This is a genomic window from Paenibacillus agaridevorans, assembly GCF_018604145.1.
Taxonomy (GTDB): Bacteria; Bacillota; Bacilli; order Paenibacillales; family Paenibacillaceae; genus Pristimantibacillus; species Pristimantibacillus agaridevorans.
The window spans coordinates 4,108,601-4,125,978 of record NZ_CP075889.1; the positions used below are offsets into that span (position 1 = coordinate 4,108,601).

Here is a 17,378-nt window from a genome sequence, read left to right on the forward strand (position 1 = left end):
TACCGCTTGAATGTCGTTACGCGCCGTTACCATAGGCTGTTCTCGCTTACCTTCTTGCTGAATCGGTTTGCCGCGAGCAGCAGCATGAAGTTGATGGCCGATTGGAACAGGCCGATTGCCGTCGCATAACTGAATTCATTGGTCCCGCCCAAGCCTTTCCGGTACACGAACGTGCTAATAACGTCTGCCGTCACGTACGTGCTGGGATTATACAGCAGTATGATTTTCTCGAAACCGACATCCAGCATGTTGCCGATCTTAAGAATGAACAGAATTGTGATGATGGCAGCCAGTCCCGGCAAAGTAATATGAAGCGTTTGCTTCCAACGATTCGCGCCGTCGATGCGGGCAGCTTCGTATAGCTCGGGATTGATGCCTGATATGGCCGCTAGATAAATAATGGAGCCCCAGCCAACGCTTTGCCAAATATCCGAAATGACGTATACCGCACGGAAATATTCGGGGTGGCCGAGCAAGGCTGTACGATCCATGCCGAACCAGACTAGAATATCCGTGACTACTCCTTCTCTGGCTACGAATTGCGTAATCATCCCGCAGATGACGATCATGGAGATGAAGTGCGGCAAATAAGTGACGGTCTGCACCATGCTCTTGAATTTTTTCCCGGCGATCTCGTTGATCAGCAAAGCGAAGAGAATAGGCGCCGGGAACGAGAACAACAGCAAATAAAGATTGATGAGAAGCGTATTTTTGAGCAGCCTCCAGAAATAATAGCTGTCGAAGAAACTGATGAAATGGCTGAAGCCCGCCCAGGAACTGCCCAGAAAACCGTCGGCGATCCGGTAGTTTTTAAAAGCAATAATAGCTCCATACATAGGAACGTAATGAAAAATGAAGTAATAAAGTATGACGGGGGCGATCATGAAATACAAATATTTGTGCCGCCGGTAATCCTTCGCAATGAATCGCATATGACGCCTCCTTTATGCCTAACCAGCCGGAGAAGCGCATAGGCAGCGCTTCTCCGCCCCGCTTCTACCGCTGGATATAACGCTCGTAGGCCGATTGATAAATTTCAACCGCGCGCTCGATCCCCATCTTCTTCAGTTGAGCCGTGTAGCCGTCGAACTCGGTAATTGGCGCCGCGCCCATCACGAACTGCATGAACATTTCTTCGAAGTACGTGTTCACCTCCGCCATGATGGAGGACAATTCCTGTCCTTCGCTATCCGTCGGCGTTACGCGGGGCAGACGAGTCTCCTTCAGGTTGTCGTAATATTGATTGAATAATTTAACCGCATGCTTCTGCTGATCGAAGCTGTAATATTGTTCGGTGTAACGATCATCGCCGACAAAACCAGGCGAAGGAGTAGACACTCGCAAATATTTGGCCATCGCATCGCCGATGGACAAGCCGTCCGGATTATTTACGATCAGATCCGTATATTTAGGATAATCGCCTTCTAGCGTATAGGTCGTCCCTTCTACGCCGAACGACTTCAGCATATTGCCTTCCTCGGAGTACAGATAGTCCAGCCATTGCGCCGTCCGCTCCACGTTTTTGTTCGCCGGCGTAATCCCCGCGCTGTTTTCGCCGCGGTAATCATAAGCCGCCGTGAAGAATCGCGGCTCGTCTCCTTTGTTCAGCACCGGATGCTGCGCCGCCACCAGATCGTAGGCCGGATTGCTTTCCTTGTTGGCGTTCAAGTATTTGCCCATGGCCGATCCGATAAAGGCCGGGAATGCGCCAGCCGAGCCGTTGGTCGCTTTTGCATCCTTGGCTGCTCCGTCTTGCGTAGCGAAGTCGGGATCCAGCAAACCATCCTTATACCATGCGCTTAGCTGGGCGAGATAGTCTTTGTAGCCCGCCTCGATAGGACCGTATTTCACTTGGCCGCCGTCGAGGTAGAAACCAACGCCGATGCCGAACGCTCCGTTAAACCGTTCGCTCTTGAATTCGGCGAGCGTCATGGTCAGAGGCGTCTTCGCGCCTTTCTTTTCTTTGAATTGGGTGAGGACGTTCGTCCATTCCTCGATGGTTTCAGGAACCCCAAGCCCCAGCTCATCCAGCCAGTCCTTGCGCAGCACCAAGCCGCCGCTAACGTTGGAATTGCCTGTACCGAGGGCGGGAAACGCGTAGATCGTTCCGTTATCCGTGCTGATCTCCTTTTTCATCTCCGGATTGGCGTCCAGGTAAGCCTTGAAATTCGGCGCATGCTGCTCGATCACGTCGTTTAAAGGAATAATGACTTTATCCGAGATCGCTTTTTCCGGTCCGCCGGGGTATGTCGTGAAATTGTATTCGATAACGTCCGGCAGCTTGCTCGATGCAATCAATAGATTAAATTGCTCGGCCTCGGAGCCGACGGCCGGATGATCGAACTTCACGCTTACGTTGGTCCGCTTCTCCAGCTCTTGATAGAATAAGGATTCGCCGTATTCCTTAAGCGATCTTGCCGCGCCTGCGTTCAAGCCGGTCCAATACGTCAACGTAATCGGATCCGTCGACGGCGTCGAATCGGTAGCCGTGGGAGCAGCGGTGCCGCTCGGCGTTCCGCCGTTCGATGCCGAATTGTTGTTGTTGCCGCCCGTGCTGCTGCATCCCGCGATAAGCGCCGATGCCAGTACGAGAAGCATGGCTTGTTTCCGCCATTGCGGATTTTTTTTGTTGTTAGCCAATGTAGATGACCTCCTGTTTATATGGGTTTGAACCCGTCTTGATTGCGCTCCGGATTCGACCTTAGTGTATCCCGGCCGCAGAGCGCGGTACAATCGACAACTCTTGATTGTGTAAGCGCTTGTTGACCTGGTCATGAGATGGAAAGCCGGGTTATTAGATAACAATCCTCAATCTTCAACGCCATTGCTGCCACTTGCGGAGGGGCCCGCTATCGGTTCGGAACGATTCCAATTCAGACTTGACTCGCTCCAGCTGTCATCCGCAACTCTAAACAGTCTGCTGTTCCTGGTTTGATCCGCATCCGTTATGGCTCCGTACAAATATAGCTTTGCCGAATCCATCTCGCCTTCTATTTCGCTTAAATCGAACTTTAAGAAGGATTGACGATTGAAGTTCCCGCCGGCATTATTTAGCTCCAGCAATACCTGGCTTCCATAATTGTCGACTGCAAATGTTCCGCTTCTAACATGCGCATCTTCGATTGGAAGAAGATCCGTCACTATTTCTTCATAATAGACGCGAATCGCAATCGTCGCCGATTTGGTTACGCTGCCTAATGTAACGGTTACGGTTAGATTTGCGGTACCCGCCATGATGGGATTCACATTTCCATTCTCATCAATGGCTACTATGGATGGATTGTCGCTGCTGTACGTAATATCCGCTGTACTTAAGTCAATCGGCGCGCCCGTCTCAAGTTCCGCTTGAACATCCAGCACTTCATTTTCTCCTGCAATGAGGACCGAATCCTCGGAATCTACGCTTACAATCACATCAAAATCTTCCGGCTCGAACAAATAAGAGCTGACCCGCAAATACGGTTTATTGTTCGCGCTTTCCCTGCTGTTAAACGATGTGTATTGACCGGTACCGTCCTGCATAATGGCCAAGCTTGCGATCTGGTCGCCGGCATCTTGGCCGAATATATAATCCGTTATATCAAGCTCATGATACGCAGCCGCCGTATCCGTAAATGCCGATGCCAGATAATCGACTTGCGCGGGTTTGTTATTCCAATTAACGGCTGTCTCTGTCCAATTGTCATTTTCGACGCTATAAAGCTTGTTTTCCTTTGGATTGCCGGAACCGTAAACATAGAGCTGCGAAGAAAAAATCTCGCCTATAATCGGGCTTAGATCATATTTCAAATAGGAACGGCGATGGAAATCGCCCCCGCCTCCATTGACTTCAAGCCTTGTCGAATTTCCATAATTGGTTTCGGCGTAGGCTCCGCTTCTGACGAAAGCGTCCTCAACGGGGTGCAGATCGACAACGATGGCTTGACCATATGGGATGCGTATCGTTATCGTTGCCGCTCTTGTAACGGCTGCATGGGTTACGGTGGCCGTAAGATGGACGGTGCCTCCATTTAATGCCGTCACATTGCCGGACTGATCGACAGTGGCAAGCGTTGGATTATCGCTGCTGAATTCGACAACCGCATTCGATAAATCAAGGGGTTGACCGTCCTCCAGACTAGCGGAAACATCCAATGCGGCGCTGTCGCCGACAAGCACGACGGACTTGTCGGCCGTCAAATGAACTTGACCCAATTCCGGCCCGCCGAATCCCGGTGCAGGGGCTGCCGTGTCGTAAGCCAGCTTGAAACTGTGAGTGCCGCCGCGCGAATCAGCCGTGTTGACTTCGACTTTGATGTTCGGCGTCGTACGCAGAACGGTAACGGATGGATCCGCGCTGATGACCGATGTTCCAACCTTGTCGATTTCGAACACAAGCTTGTCGCTCGTATGCGTAGGGTCGGATACCGCAAACGTCAGTTCTCCGGCGGCATCCTTCATCATAACGGAAGACGGATTATACGACCACACATCTTCATACATGCCGCCTTCCCAGAAATTAATGCCCGTCAGGCCAAGACTCGTTTCCGTTACGGCTTGAATTTCGCTCGTGTTTTGCAAAATTTGGATGGTTGGATTTTGGCTGTAGCTCTCCGTCCCCGCTTCGTCCCGGTTCGGCAGCAAAACATAAGCATAGGCAGCATCATCCGGATTATTGCCATGATCAAACCATAAAGAAAGATAGTTTCGTGTAACCAGAGGATCCAGGCTTGGCAAACTGGATGTCGAGATATCTCCCCATCGTCCCGATCTTGCTTCCCTCAAGCTTTTGATCGTCGGCGAGTCTGGGAAATAGTAGCCGATGTCCGAACCCGGCACGCTTCCTTCCAGATGAGCCCAGTTAACGCCCGACATCGTCTCCGACCAGCCAATCGCATCCGATTTCAATGTCCCGTTTACGGTCAACGCATTATCGCCGATGGCGTTCAGCTTTCTATTTTCGACAATCGTCTCGATCGCGCGGTTATCCGTGCTTGTAATTCCGGCGCCGAGCGCAACCGCTTCATCGTCAAACATAAACCAGGACTTTTTCGCCGTTAGCGAGCTTGGGGTCATGACATCGCCGTTTGCATTCAAATCGCCTGACGCCTTCAAATCCATGCCAACCGCTCCGTAAAGCCCATCGAACACAGAACCGCCTACCCACGTATTGGGACTCAAATATTCCTTTTGATAAGGGATGCCGGTCACCGTTCTCGCAAGCGTATCCACAGTCGTTCCCGGCATTCGGTAAGGATTAACCGTAGACCAAAATTCTTCGCTGTATTGCGACAAGTCGTTGTTATACAAATAAGTCATTCCATCGGCCGTGTACCACGCCTTCATGTTTACATTGCTGATCGACTCGTAATTATAAATGCGGTTGGAAGACATGCTAAGCCCGATACCGAATCCCGGCCTAAGATGAACGGCCCGATCCATATTGGAGAATTGCTTATGCTCGATCAACTCTCCTCTGGAGACAATCGATTGATCCGCCATAATCTCTTTCGCCAATATCGTATTGTCTATCGGTCCGCTTGCATAAAAATTTCTAAACGTATCCGCCTGAATCCAATATTTCAGCATGCTCTTCATTCTGGCCGCATCGGCAGGAGGAGCAAATTGGGATATACGAAGAATAGCAGCCATCGTCAAATGGCCAACGGCATGATCCTGGAATGCATATCTTGAAATTTCTCTTCCCCGGACCATGTCCATCATGGCGCCCTTATAAATCAAGGGCTCGAAGGATTGATAGATCCACTCGTAGAGATGACTTAAATTCGGGTCCGTCACTTCCCATCTTGACCCATGCAGCAGGTCCACGATGACTGCGATCTCCCCGAGCAGCGACTTTCCGTACCCGCCGTTATAGGGGTGCTTGATATGCTGGATAAAGGAACCGTCTCTATAAAATCCATCTCCGCTTTCCGAGTAAGGAAGGATCAGACTGACGCGATCTCTCGCGATTTCCAATAATTCCTCGGACTTTACGATGATGCCGTGATAAGCCATAATTTGCGTTTTCCACATCAGGTTGGCGCCGGTCATCAATCGGATGTTCGGATCGGACGAAAATTTGTAGACGGCATTCATATAGTTTGTAATTTGCGAGTTTGTAAACTCGTCGTACATTAACATGACGACAGCCGTTATGCTTTGCGGCGCCCCGATCTCCCAATGATACCAGCTATTGTCTACGGTTTCCCATCCGGACGACAGCGTATCGTTATATCGATTATCGTGCAGCCAATCCATGGCCGATACAATGTCGTCTCTAAGCATGTTATTCCCGTACAAGGACGAACCTATCGTCGAATAGGCAACCGCCATCGCTTCGACCCGAGAGTAGCTGGATGCCATATGGTGCGATCGGATCGGATTGTTAAGATCGTTCCATAAATAGGTGCGTGCCGGATCTTTAATTAACGTATCCCAGTGAAGCTGTCCCGTATTTGATATTCTGGCCAGCTTGGTAGCGATATCCGGATCATTGACATCGTAAGAAGTATCGCCTGCGAATTTATTTCGAAGCGCATCGAATTCGTCTACCGTTACCGCATTGGCCGATGCCTGGCTTGATAAGTTTCCATAAGGATGAGGGATGGCGGCCGTCATCAGAAACAGTACCGCAATCAAAATTTTACAGATAAATGATTTCATACACGAATATCCTCCTGTCAAACCTCATTTTTGTAAGTGCTTTCAAGATTCGAGTCGACATTCCCTTCTACCATTTGCACCCCTTTCTAAAAACCGGAATCCGCAATAAATTTCCGAACCTATTGAAACAATCTGACTTATCTAAGCAGCTATTACCGAGTGTAGCCCCGCTTTTACGGCCTGCACAATCGACAACTGTTGATAATGTAGGCGTATGCTAACCTGGTCATGAATTAGAAAGCCGGGTTATCAAATAACAATTCCTTGCGCATGACGCCATTCTCAAGAGCCTGAGCCAAGGTGAAAAAGCCGTCGCCTTCTTTTCCGGCGCAGCTTGTTTCATACCGAGATTTAACCTGTATTTCAAAATAATTCGAGCTGCTCAGGCTCGGGAGGCGGCAGCTCAAGCGGATCTCCTCCGCCTGGCTTTCGCAATCCCAGCAAGGACATCATCGTCTTGGCATTGCCTGCGGCATGCCCGCCGGAATTGTTGTTGAAAATGACGGCAACGCGTTTGCTTTGCTGCTCCAGCTTTTGCAGCTTCGACTTCCACTCCGTCAGCTCCTGCTCCGAATAATGGTACAAATATCGGACTTCCCTCCAGTTCGGGCCGCCGCCATTATTCCAGTTCGCGACATTTCGTCCATGAAACCTTACGATCGTCGTTTCCGCATCCGTCGCCTCCAGCACCTCGGGAATGCTGCCGATCCCCGCCTGAGGTTCGTCGCAGACGCTATGAATCCAGCCTTCCTCCCGCATAAAATCGAGCGTCCTCTCCCGCATCCCGCCATCGAACCAGCTTTGATGCCTAAACTCGAGGGCGCAAGGAAAACCTTCCATTCTGCGCTTTATCTCGCGCAGCTCCCTGACATTGCGGCTCGCGCAATCAAACCAAGGCGGATATTGGAACAACGCAGCCGTCAATCGCCCGCTGCTTTGCGCAGGCTCCAGCATGCGGCAAAAAGCATCCGCCATCGCGGCGGGATCGTTGCTACCAGCTGCCGGCCCGCGTTGGTGCCCCGTCATGCCTTGATAGGCTTTGACGACAAAGGACAGGGTGGCAGGCGAGCCGTTCACCCAAGCCTCGAACCTCTGGGGCGGCTGTATCGCATAAAACGTGCTGTCCACCTCGACAACGGGAAAGTGGCTGCCGTACACGTTAAGCTTCTCTCCTTGCTTCGTTCCAGTGGGGTACAAGGTGTCGTGATCGCCCCACCCGGCAAGCCCGATCAATAGGGTCATCCTGTGTCCCTCCTTCGTGCCTAGATGTATGTAAATGCCGAGAAAGTCGCCGCTTGTCCGCGATTAACCCCATAGTCGTCCACTAGATTCCATACCGTTGCATTCACGATATAAAATCGTTTGCCCGTACTCGAGATGCGTATGCCCGTATAATCGTCGACATACCCTCGTTCAGCGACTTGCGCAAGGAAACGCGCCCGCTCTTCGCGCTCCATAGGCTCAGCCGTCAGCCGCGACGGTGTCCGGACGAAGGTCTCCATATCCATTTCCCAAAGCGCTCTCGCCGCCCGGTTGCCGTAGTTTAGCACGGGGTCCTGCTCCGTGTCGTGAGACAACACGATAATGTCTGCCTCCTCGATGACGGCGGCGGGATCGGCTCCGTCCGGGACGCGAAGCAGCTCCTTGCCCGTGAGCCGACGGTAACTGTCCAGCAGCAGCCGGGCATGGATCTCCCTCGTGCCGCTTCCCCTTATCTCCTGTGTCAACGTCCTATCTCCCCTCTTAACCTGTTGATTCCATCATGCCGTATCTGGAAGGCTATATCAAGTGCAAGAGCCGCGCGGACTAGTGTCCAACGCGGCTCTATAATGTTAAAGGCAAACGATGTTTCCGTGCTAACCTGACCGCTCTGCCATTGATTGCGGGCGGATCCTAGTCGGCGTTCAAGCGAAGCGATTCGTCAGCTTCCCCCTATATTCACCCACATCACGCGGATTTTGCCTTCCAAACAGGTCAGGCGCAAGCTCTGGGTTCCTTCCGAATGGGCAACTCGACTAACTGTTTGTCCTGTATGCCAATCGGTCTCTTGCACGTCCAGGGTAACGGAGCTACCGTCGTTAAGAGCCAACCGAAGCTTCCCGTTGCCGTCTATCGACTGTAGTCTAAGAACCACATTCAGCTCCGGGTCTTCGCCCGTCCTCTTTCCTTCGCCGCTTCGTTCAAAGTCGTAAACAAACCAGTCTCCGACGGTCATCTCCATGCATAACCACTGATCAAGCTCCCATTCTTCCCCCCCGCCATGTGCGAACGTCGCCGTCTCGCGATCACTTTGGACGAACGCGATGCGCGTTCCGTCCGAGACGCGAAATTGAACGCCCGCTAGCGCAGTGGATGCAGACTCAGCCGCAGCACGGTTGACAAAAGTTGGCCTCTCGGCCGAGCCAAAGCCAAAGCTTGTGCCTTCTCCCTTGTAGCCGTAAAAAACGGCAGGAATACGTACAGGCGCTCTGCGCAGAAGTGCCCGGGCGACCTCGGGTTGATAATCGCAACGTTCCAGCGCCATGTTGTCAAGATATTCCCATAGAATGGTCCTCGCGACAGCCGGCTCCGGCTTCTCTCCGCCTTGCAGATAGTCGACGAGCAGCGGCCATCCCTCCGGCTTGCGGATGGAGCAAGGCGAATTCGTTGTGTCCATCTTTTTCCACGTCCAGAAGTTCCAGGAGATATCATGGTCGTCGAACATCCGAAAGGCGCCCGTGTACCAGTCCTTGTTGTTCTCGCCTCCTTCGCCCATAAAGATGGGCACGTTCCAGCGGTCGCGGAAGTCGAGATACTTCGCGATGCTTTCCGTGTCGGGATTGTTCCAATACTTGTGGAATTGGAGCAGCACGTTGCGGTCGACAAGATCTTCGCCGAAGGCATTCTCGAAGATGGACCAATCCGTGGACCAATGCACGCCTTCCAGAATGATCATATGCCGCTCGTCCGCCTCGCGGATCGCCGCGATCATCTCCTTGTACAATGGCATCACCCGGTCGTTGTAGTTCGAGAACCAATCCGGTAGCGGCTCGTTGAGGAGGTCGTATCCCGCGACGATCCACTCGTCCTTGTAACGTTCGGCGAGCGTTCGCCAGATCGCGACGGCTTCCCGCGCGCGGAGTTCGTCCGTAAAAAGCTCCGGCCGATCCTGCTCGGAGTCGTCGATATTCGTACCTGTCTGCCCGCCGGGCGCTCCGTGAAGGTCAAGGATGACATACAGCCGATGCTCTCTGCACCAGCCGATGACGCGGTCGAGCAGCACGAGCCGATCTTCGCGAAGCCCAAGCGGCTCGCGCGGCTCGGATTCGTGGTCCGGTGCGTCTCGATTGCCGATTGAGTCCTCTTCTAACGGATCGATGCTATGACTGGACCGGTCCGTTGACGACGTAGCCTCAACTTGTGCCGATGTCTTGCTTTTGGTTTCATTCGGGCCCGCTGCTGCGTCGACATGCGCTTCGGCACGGCCGCCCGGCCCTTCTCCCGTCAGAAATCTCGCGTTGATCGGCACCCGCACCGAATTGAAGCCTTCCTCCGCAATCTTGGCGATATCCTCCTCGGCAATGTATCGGTCGTAGTAGGCGGCCCAGAACAGATTCGCTTCCTCGGAACCGACAAGCGACTCGATCATGGCTTCGATTCGGCGAGGCCGGTCGCCTCCTTCGGGGAATCGCCACATATAACCTTCCGGCAGCAGCCAGCTGCCGAAGCCAACGCCCCTCAATAGGATGGGCTCTCCTCTGCCGTTAACCAGCCTGGGTCCGTCCGCTTTGACGAAACCGTATACTTCTTCGTTTCTTATTGCGCTCATCTCTATTATCCTCCCTACGACTTGATCGCGCCTTCCGAGATGCCATGCAGAATGTACTTCTGCAGCAGCAAATACAGGACGATGACCGGCAACATGGCAAGCACGAGCGAGGCGAGAATTGCGGACCAGTCGTTATTGTATTCGCCGAACAGCATATTGGTGGACAGCAATAACGTATAGCTTTTAAAATCCGTCAAAATAAGAAGCGGCAGCAAAAAATCATTCCACATCCATAACATGTTCAGAATCGCAATCGTGGCCGTAATGGGCAGCAGGAGCGGCAAAATGACGACGAAATAAAGCTTGAATTCGCCGCAGCCGTCGATGACCGCAGCCTCGTCCAGTTCCTTCGGCACGGACTTGACGAAACCGTGATACAGAAAGATCGCTACCGCTACTCCGAGACCGATGTAGAGCAGGCCGAGACCGACGGCGGATCCCTGCAGCCCCATGTCGCTGCTGATCCGAACCAGCGTAATCATGATGGAATGGAACGGAATCAGCGTCGACATGACGAACAATCCGAACAGGAAGCTGCTGAGCTTGCCAGGCGTCCGCGACAGCTTGTAGCCCGCCATCGACGCGAACAGGATGATCCCTGTCAGTCCGACCGCCGCGACGACAACCGTGTTCCACAAGCTTCGCATGTAATCCGTCTTGCGGTAAGCATCGGCGTAGTTACCGAATTCCAGCTTAGTCGGGAGCGCCAGAATGTTCGTCAGCATCTCCCCTTGCGTCTTGACGGAGTTAAGCAGCGCCATGTAGATCGGGAACATCGTTACGACGGCCGCCAGGATCAGAAACAGGAACATGGAAGCGGAGCCCAGACGGCGCATGGTTTTGCCGCTACTGTTGTTGGTGCTGTTGTTGGTGTGAGCATTGGCATGGTAGGAATGCACAGATGCACTCATGCTCTCACCTCCCTGCGCTTCATGACGGCCAGTTGAATGATCGTGATGATCATAACGATGCCGAACAGAATCATCGCCTTCGCGCTGGCGTAGCCGTAACGATTGGAGAAGCTGAACGCCTCTTCGAAAATGTTGATCGCGATAACCTGCGTCGATCGGCCCGGCCCGCCCCCCGTTAGCGAATAAACCGCGTCGAACACTTTGAACGAGCTGTTCAGCGTAAGGAAAACGCCGATTGTCAGAGCCGGGTAGATCATCGGCAGCGTCACATGCCGGAACAAGGTAAACGCCCCTGCGCCGTCGATCGAAGCCGCCTCCTTGAGCGTTTTCGGCACACCTTGAAGCGCCGCAATGTAGATGACCATCAAGTATCCGACCCCGCCCCATAACGACAACGCCAGAATGGAGAAAAACGAATACTTGGGATCGCCGATCCACGATTGATCAAGCAGCAGCCAACCCGTTCGATCCGCCAGATAGGGGAAGACCCGCGTGAAAATAAACATCCACATGAAGCCGCCGATGATCAGGCTAAGCATGTTCGGCATGAAAAAGATCGTGCGGAACCAGACCTTGCTCCGTCCCATGGCTTCGATGAACAAGGCGAGCAGTATCGCAATCGCATTTTGCAGCACCAGCATGAACGCGACGAATTTGAACGTGAACCATAATGATTTCAGGAAAAAACGGTCCCCCATCGCTTCGACGTAATTGGAGAACCCCACCATGCGGTAAGCGGGGTTCAGTCCGTTCCAATCCGTCAAGCTGTACCAGATGCCCCCGATGGCGGGGGCTAAAGTAAAGGCACAGTAGAACGCAAGCGCAGGGAGGACGAATAGGAGCAGCATCGCGGATGGCTTCATCTTTCTGGTTCTCGTTGTCATCATTTCTTTTCACTCCCGGTCCGATCCGGACGGTTCTCCCGCCCGTTGCGCTGTCCTAGTTGCTCTTGACGGCGGTCTGCCATACTTTGTCGAGCGCCGCGATGATGTCGTCTTGCGTCACGTCCTTGATGTAATAGCTCTGGAGCAGCTTGGCCGTCTCGTCCGTCACGCCGTTTGGCAATTTGAGATCCAGATAGGCCTTGCCTTCGGAGACGTAGGCGCTCGCTTCGTTGACCCAAGGGAATACCTCGTACTGATGCACCGTTGCGATAGGATTGAACTTCAATTCTTCGAACAGGGCCGAGGAATCTTTGTCGTCCAGAATGTAGTTAAGCAGATCAAGCGCTACTTCTTTGTTCTCGCTTGTCGGGGACAGGGCGAGCGAGGTGGATGTCGCCAGGTTGATCATGGCGTCCGCCGGATTGTTGCTCACCGGCAGCGGCGCGACGCCGAAGTCCATGTCGGGATTGACTTTCAGAATCGTCTCCGCGTTCCAAGAACCTTGCACCCACATGGCGGCGTTGCCGTTTGCGAATTCCGCGGAGCCTGCTTCGTTGCCCGTCTCGAACGGCTTATCCGTACCGTTTGCCATAATAATATCGATGATGTCGAATACCGAGCGCACATCGGCGTAGGAAGCGGTCCCTTCATTCATCTTTGTAATCCAGTCGGGATGCGCCGAGGAAACCGTGCCGCCCAGCGACAACGCCATCATCAGCTGCGGAATCCAGGATTCCTGGAAGGCAAGCAGAAACGGCTTGATTCCCGCTGCTTGCAGCTTCTCCGTCACGGCCTTCATTTCGTCGAGTGTTTGCGGAGGCGTCAGGCCTTGCTCCTTAAAGATCGTTTTGTTGTACAGATATCCCCACGACAGGCTTTCCAACGGCAGCGCGGCCACCTTGCCGTCGTATTTGACCGTCTCCGTCACCGCTTCGTACAGCTTGCCGACGAACGGCTGGCCCGTCAGATCCGCGACGTATCCGGCGTCGTAGTAGGTTGGAATGTCGTTGGCGTGCAGCGTATACAAGTCGGGCGCGTCGCCCGAGGACAGGCGCGATTGCAGGATTTGTTTCGCCTGGTCGGCGTTCGGCATTTCCAGCTGGATCGTGACGTCGATGTTTTTCTCCGCCAGCTGTTTCTCTTTGAACTGGGCAAAATATTGCTCGAACTGATCCTTAAATCTCGGGAAGCTCATAAACACCTTCAGCTCCACCTTCTTCGGCGGCTCCGTCGTCTTGACCTCGCTGGTCGGGCTGCCGCCCGTGGTCGGCTTCGCGCCGTTGTTCGCTCCGTTGCCGTTATTCCCCGAACTGCAAGCCGCCAGTACCGCGATTACCATCGTCAGCGTCAGCAGCAGATGAAGCGCTCTCTTCATTGTGAATTCCCCCTATGAGTTAGATGCAGCTTCAGTATAACGAAGAAATTAAGCGCTTTCTTTCGAGGATTTTAACGTCGCTATTTGTACAATATTGATGTGGGGCGACGGTGGCGCATTGTGCTCGGTTTTTCATACACATGTGCCCTCTTAGACCCGCCAACGTCGCATTGTGCTCGGTTTTTCATACACATTTGCCCTCGCGCCTCTGCCAGCGCCCCAATGAACTCGCTTTTTCATACACATTTGCCCTCGCGCCCTCGCCAACATCGCATTGTACTCGGTTTTTCATACACATTTGCCCTCTTAGACCCGCCAACGTCGCATTGTGCTCGGTTTTTCATACACATGTGCTCGTCCCCGCCTGCCAGCGCCCCAATGAACTCGCTTTTTCATTCACATTTGCCCTCGCGCCCCCGCCAACGTCGCTTTTTGCTCGGTTTTTCATACACATTTGATCGTCCCGCCTGCCAGCCAGCCCCGCAGCAGAAGGGAAATACCACTTACTCTCCCTCTTTGCGGAGCTCTCCCGGCGTAATGCCGAAGTGTTTTTTGAACACTCGGTAGAAATACGCGATGTCTTCATATCCCGACAGTTGAGCTGCGTGCTTGATAGGCAGACGGTCCACTGCAATGAGGGAACGCGCCTTCTCCATCCGTTTGCGCACGATATAATCCGAGAGGTTCTCGCCCGTACGTGCTTTAAACGCGCGGCTGAGATGCTCCCGGCTGATCAGGAATTGCCCCGATACCGTCTCCAGCGAGATCGCGTCCTGAAAATGGGCGTCAATGTAGGCGACGACATCCTCCATATCCAGCCTGCTACGGGACTGACGCAAGGAGAGCAGCCCCTCGACGGCCAAAGCGTAAATCTCGCCAACAGCCAGCGCAGCCTCTTGCGGAGAGGCTGCGCTCCTCAATGTAACGGAGCCCGTGGCCGTATCAATCATAGGGTTCTTCTTTATGTTTGGAGAGGTTTCGTTTCCCGGACAGATACCGGTAACAAAGCCTGCGAAGGTGGCGCTGCTCCTGTTCGTGCCCTGATCTGCACCTTCGTCGGTAAAAGAGCCAGCATCCATGGAGCTGCTCTCGTTCACGCCCGGGCCTAGGGCACCGTCGGCACCGGCAACAGAACCATTGTCGATGACGCTGCTTTTGACCGTGCCCGGACCCACGCCTGCGTCGGCACCGGCATCGGAGCCAGTGCCGGAGGCGCCTTCCTTCTCCGCAGCCCCGGCGCCGGCAACGCCCCTGTCAAGGAGCAGCTGCTCCAGCGTCACTTCCTGCTCGGACAGAAACTGCTCCAGCATGAACAGCAAATCGCTCGCGATCCGGGACGAGCCGCCGGCTTCCGCCACGCTTGTCTTCGCGCTTGCAAGCTCGCGGGCAAGCGTCTCGAAGGAGCCTGCTATCCGCACTTTGTCCAGCGTGAGCAAGCTGGCATAGATGCGGGCGCGGTGACCGGCGTAACGCTGCGCGTCTTCGCCGCTTGCGAAAATGGAGGAGCGGGTGCCCGCTTCGCGGTCCAGCTCCTCCTTGCATCTCGCAAGAGCAGCATTCAAGTCCTCTGGGCTGATCGGCTTGAGCAAATACTCCATGGCTCTGGACCGGATCGCACCTTTTGTATAGATGAAATCGTCATAACCGCTCATGACGATCAGCTTCGTGCCGGGATGGCGCACATGAAGCGCCTGCAGCAGCTCAGCACCATCGATGCCGGGCATTCGCATATCCGTTACAACGATATCGGGGAGCTGATCGCCGATTTGCCGCAGCCCCTCCGTGCCATCCTCGGCTTCTCCCGCCACGCGGAGCCCAAGCTTTTCCCACTCGCCAAGCGCCTTAACGACCTCCCTCGACCACGGCTCGTCGTCCATGATAAATACGTTATACATGCCGTTCCCCCTTCTCGCTTGCGCCTTCACCAGCCAGGCCGTCGGCCGGCATCGTCAGCACGACTAGCGTGCCCTTGCCTTCCGAGCTGAACAGCCTGACTCCGTAACGTCTGCCATAACGAATAGCGATCCTCCCGTGCACATTGGAGAGACCGATGCCGCGCCGGCTTCGCCCCTCTTCGGAAGCAGAAGCGGACGCGGAAGTCCGTTCGCCAGAAGCCAACTCCTTCCGCAAGGCTTCCAGCTTATTGCGCCCCATCCCGACGCCGTCGTCCCTCACCATCAATACCAGCGTCCCGCGAATCAACCTTGCCTTGACCTCAAGCGACCACTCGCCTTCCTTGCCTTGCAAGCCATGCTCGAACGCGTTCTCCACGATCGGCTGCAGAGTGAACTTCGGAATATCGACGCCCCCCGTACCTTCCTCCGCGTCCACCTGGACCGAACATCGCCCCGCGAAACGCTGCTCCTGAATAAACAAGTAGTTGCCGGTATGCTTCAGCTCGTTGCTTAGCTGAACCGTCTGCTCCATCTCCGAACTAATGGAATAACGAAGAAGATCGCCTATCACATACGTGACTCGATAAATTTCCGGAGCGCCCTTCGCGAGCGCCATTCCTCCGATCATATGCAGCGTATTATTGAGGAAATGCGGATTGATCTGCGCCTGCAAAGCGATCAACTGAGCGTTTTTGACATCGATTTCATGCTGGTACTCATTCTCGATGAGCGCCTTCATCCGGGCCATCATGAAGTTGTAGCCAGCCTCCAGCAAACCGATCTCGTCCTTGCTCTGCACGGACTTCATCTCGAAGTCGTGAATATGCGACTTCCTCATCGTCTTCGCCAGGCTGACGATAGGGCGGCTGATGCGAAGCGATACGACAATAGACAGCAGAATCGATACCGCCGTAAACAACCCCCCGGTCCATAGACCCGCCGTCATTGTCCGCTGGGCGATGGCATCGATCGTCGCGGCAGGTATCGCCTTGATGACCTGAAGCTCCCCGCCGCTAACCCGCTTAGAGAACACATAGTCGTGTTGCGTCCTGACGAACGCCACATCCGAAGAGCGCGGTTTGTCTCCTTCCAACACGCGGAGCAGCTCCGGATCGTCCGGCAACGGCGAAGAGCCGGGAAGCAGCTCGCCCTCGTCGCTGACGAGATAGATCGCGCTTTCTGGCCCCGATTGCAATAATTCTCCCGCCTGCCCCCATACTTTGCCGTCAATTCGTACGGAGATGCCGCCGATCAACCTCTGTCCCTGGAATTCGTTCATAGAATGGTACGCGCTCAGCGTGTCGCCGGACGCCTTGAAATACAAGCCTGCCGGTTCGCTCAACATACGGCTCCACGGACCCTCCCTAATATCCAGCGAATGGGTGATGCCGCTATTGGCATAATTGACGGAGTACGCCCGCTTCGTGGCATGGATGTACAATGTCAAATTGTCGATCTTGCGGGAGAACGAATAGTAAGCCGTGTTCATAGCTGCGAATAAAGCATTCTGCAACCGATAACGCTCCCCCGCTTCCATATCGTCGATACTTGTCAAATCGCCAATCAGGTCGGAACGGATATGAAGCGCATAAAACAAAGTATCCACCTGCTGGATCAATTCGTCCAAATATTGGCTCGCCCAGATCATTCGGGATTCGTTGGCATCAATCATCTCCTTCTCCACGGAGCTTCTCGTATTGTTCGTAGCCTGCCAGGTTACCGTAATAACCGGCAACGTCGTTAACGTGATCATAAGCACCATTAGCCGGAAGCGGATGCTGATTCGTTGCAGCGGCATAGTCTCCTCCTGCTCCCGGCTCTCCGGGACGTACTGTTGTAAGGGTCTTATCTCTTACCTAC

11 protein-coding genes are annotated in these 17,378 nt (G+C 53.9%); all 11 read right to left on the reverse strand.

Translation table 11 applies throughout. The features are described 5' to 3' along the window. Positions 1–26: 26 nt before the first annotated feature. The gene (locus KJW29_RS17280; RefSeq protein ID WP_087565992.1) at positions 27–932 is read right to left on the reverse strand and encodes an ABC transporter permease; all 906 of its coding nucleotides are present in this window, start codon (positions 930–932) and stop codon (positions 27–29) included. A 64-nt stretch (positions 933–996) separates the two neighbouring features. Next, a complete protein-coding gene (locus tag KJW29_RS17285; protein WP_214630709.1) occupies positions 997–2,640 on the reverse strand; it encodes an extracellular solute-binding protein in 1,644 nt (547 codons plus the stop codon). A gap of 168 nt (positions 2,641–2,808) precedes the next feature. Then, positions 2,809–6,645 (reverse strand): polysaccharide lyase family 8 super-sandwich domain-containing protein, encoded by a 3,837-nt coding sequence (locus KJW29_RS17290; RefSeq protein ID WP_214630710.1) that lies wholly within the window; start codon positions 6,643–6,645, stop codon positions 2,809–2,811. A gap of 363 nt (positions 6,646–7,008) precedes the next feature. After that, a complete protein-coding gene (locus KJW29_RS17295) occupies positions 7,009–7,887 on the reverse strand; it encodes a DUF72 domain-containing protein (RefSeq protein ID WP_214630711.1) in 879 nt (292 codons plus the stop codon). Between the two features lie 20 nt (positions 7,888–7,907). Beyond that, positions 7,908–8,372, reverse strand: a complete 465-nt coding sequence (locus KJW29_RS17300) for an MEKHLA domain-containing protein (RefSeq protein ID WP_214630712.1) — start codon at positions 8,370–8,372, stop codon at positions 7,908–7,910. Between the two features lie 194 nt (positions 8,373–8,566). Then, positions 8,567–10,453: a glycoside hydrolase family 5 protein gene (locus tag KJW29_RS17305; RefSeq protein ID WP_246608758.1), complete on the reverse strand. Its 1,887-nt coding sequence runs from the start codon at positions 10,451–10,453 to the stop codon at positions 8,567–8,569. A 14-nt stretch (positions 10,454–10,467) separates the two neighbouring features. Beyond that, the gene (locus KJW29_RS17310) at positions 10,468–11,289 is read right to left on the reverse strand and encodes a carbohydrate ABC transporter permease (RefSeq protein WP_214631181.1); all 822 of its coding nucleotides are present in this window, start codon (positions 11,287–11,289) and stop codon (positions 10,468–10,470) included. A 71-nt stretch (positions 11,290–11,360) separates the two neighbouring features. Continuing rightward, a complete protein-coding gene (locus KJW29_RS17315; protein WP_425517542.1) occupies positions 11,361–12,251 on the reverse strand; it encodes a carbohydrate ABC transporter permease in 891 nt (296 codons plus the stop codon). Positions 12,252–12,303: 52 nt separating this feature from the next. Continuing rightward, complete coding sequence (locus tag KJW29_RS17320; RefSeq protein WP_108993923.1) at positions 12,304–13,623, reverse strand: ABC transporter substrate-binding protein; 1,320 nt, start codon at positions 13,621–13,623, stop codon at positions 12,304–12,306. A 503-nt stretch (positions 13,624–14,126) separates the two neighbouring features. After that, on the reverse strand, positions 14,127–15,518 hold the full coding sequence (locus tag KJW29_RS17325; protein ID WP_214630713.1) for a response regulator transcription factor: 1,392 nt from the start codon (positions 15,516–15,518) through the stop codon (positions 14,127–14,129). After that, the gene (locus KJW29_RS17330) at positions 15,511–17,316 is read right to left on the reverse strand and encodes a sensor histidine kinase (protein ID WP_214630714.1); all 1,806 of its coding nucleotides are present in this window, start codon (positions 17,314–17,316) and stop codon (positions 15,511–15,513) included. Before KJW29_RS17330 ends, KJW29_RS17325 begins: the two co-directional genes overlap by 8 nt. Positions 17,317–17,378 lie beyond the last annotated feature (62 nt).

What these genes read in the sequence shown, in the direction of transcription:
- KJW29_RS17280 (WP_087565992.1), bottom strand. Translation starts at nt 932, where the DNA reads ATGCGATTCATTGCGAAGGATTACCGGCGGCACAAATATTTGTATTTC.
- KJW29_RS17290 (WP_214630710.1), bottom strand. Translation starts at nt 6,645, where the DNA reads ATGAAATCATTTATCTGTAAAATTTTGATTGCGGTACTGTTTCTGATG.
- KJW29_RS17295 (WP_214630711.1), bottom strand. Translation starts at nt 7,887, where the DNA reads ATGACCCTATTGATCGGGCTTGCCGGGTGGGGCGATCACGACACCTTG.
- KJW29_RS17305 (WP_246608758.1), bottom strand. Translation starts at nt 10,453, where the DNA reads ATGAGCGCAATAAGAAACGAAGAAGTATACGGTTTCGTCAAAGCGGAC.
- KJW29_RS17310 (WP_214631181.1), bottom strand. Translation starts at nt 11,289, where the DNA reads ATGCGCCGTCTGGGCTCCGCTTCCATGTTCCTGTTTCTGATCCTGGCG.
- KJW29_RS17315 (WP_425517542.1), bottom strand. Translation starts at nt 12,251, where the DNA reads ATGATGACAACGAGAACCAGAAAGATGAAGCCATCCGCGATGCTGCTC.
- KJW29_RS17320 (WP_108993923.1), bottom strand. Translation starts at nt 13,623, where the DNA reads ATGAAGAGAGCGCTTCATCTGCTGCTGACGCTGACGATGGTAATCGCG.
- KJW29_RS17325 (WP_214630713.1), bottom strand. Translation starts at nt 15,518, where the DNA reads ATGTATAACGTATTTATCATGGACGACGAGCCGTGGTCGAGGGAGGTC.
- KJW29_RS17330 (WP_214630714.1), bottom strand. Translation starts at nt 17,316, where the DNA reads ATGCCGCTGCAACGAATCAGCATCCGCTTCCGGCTAATGGTGCTTATG.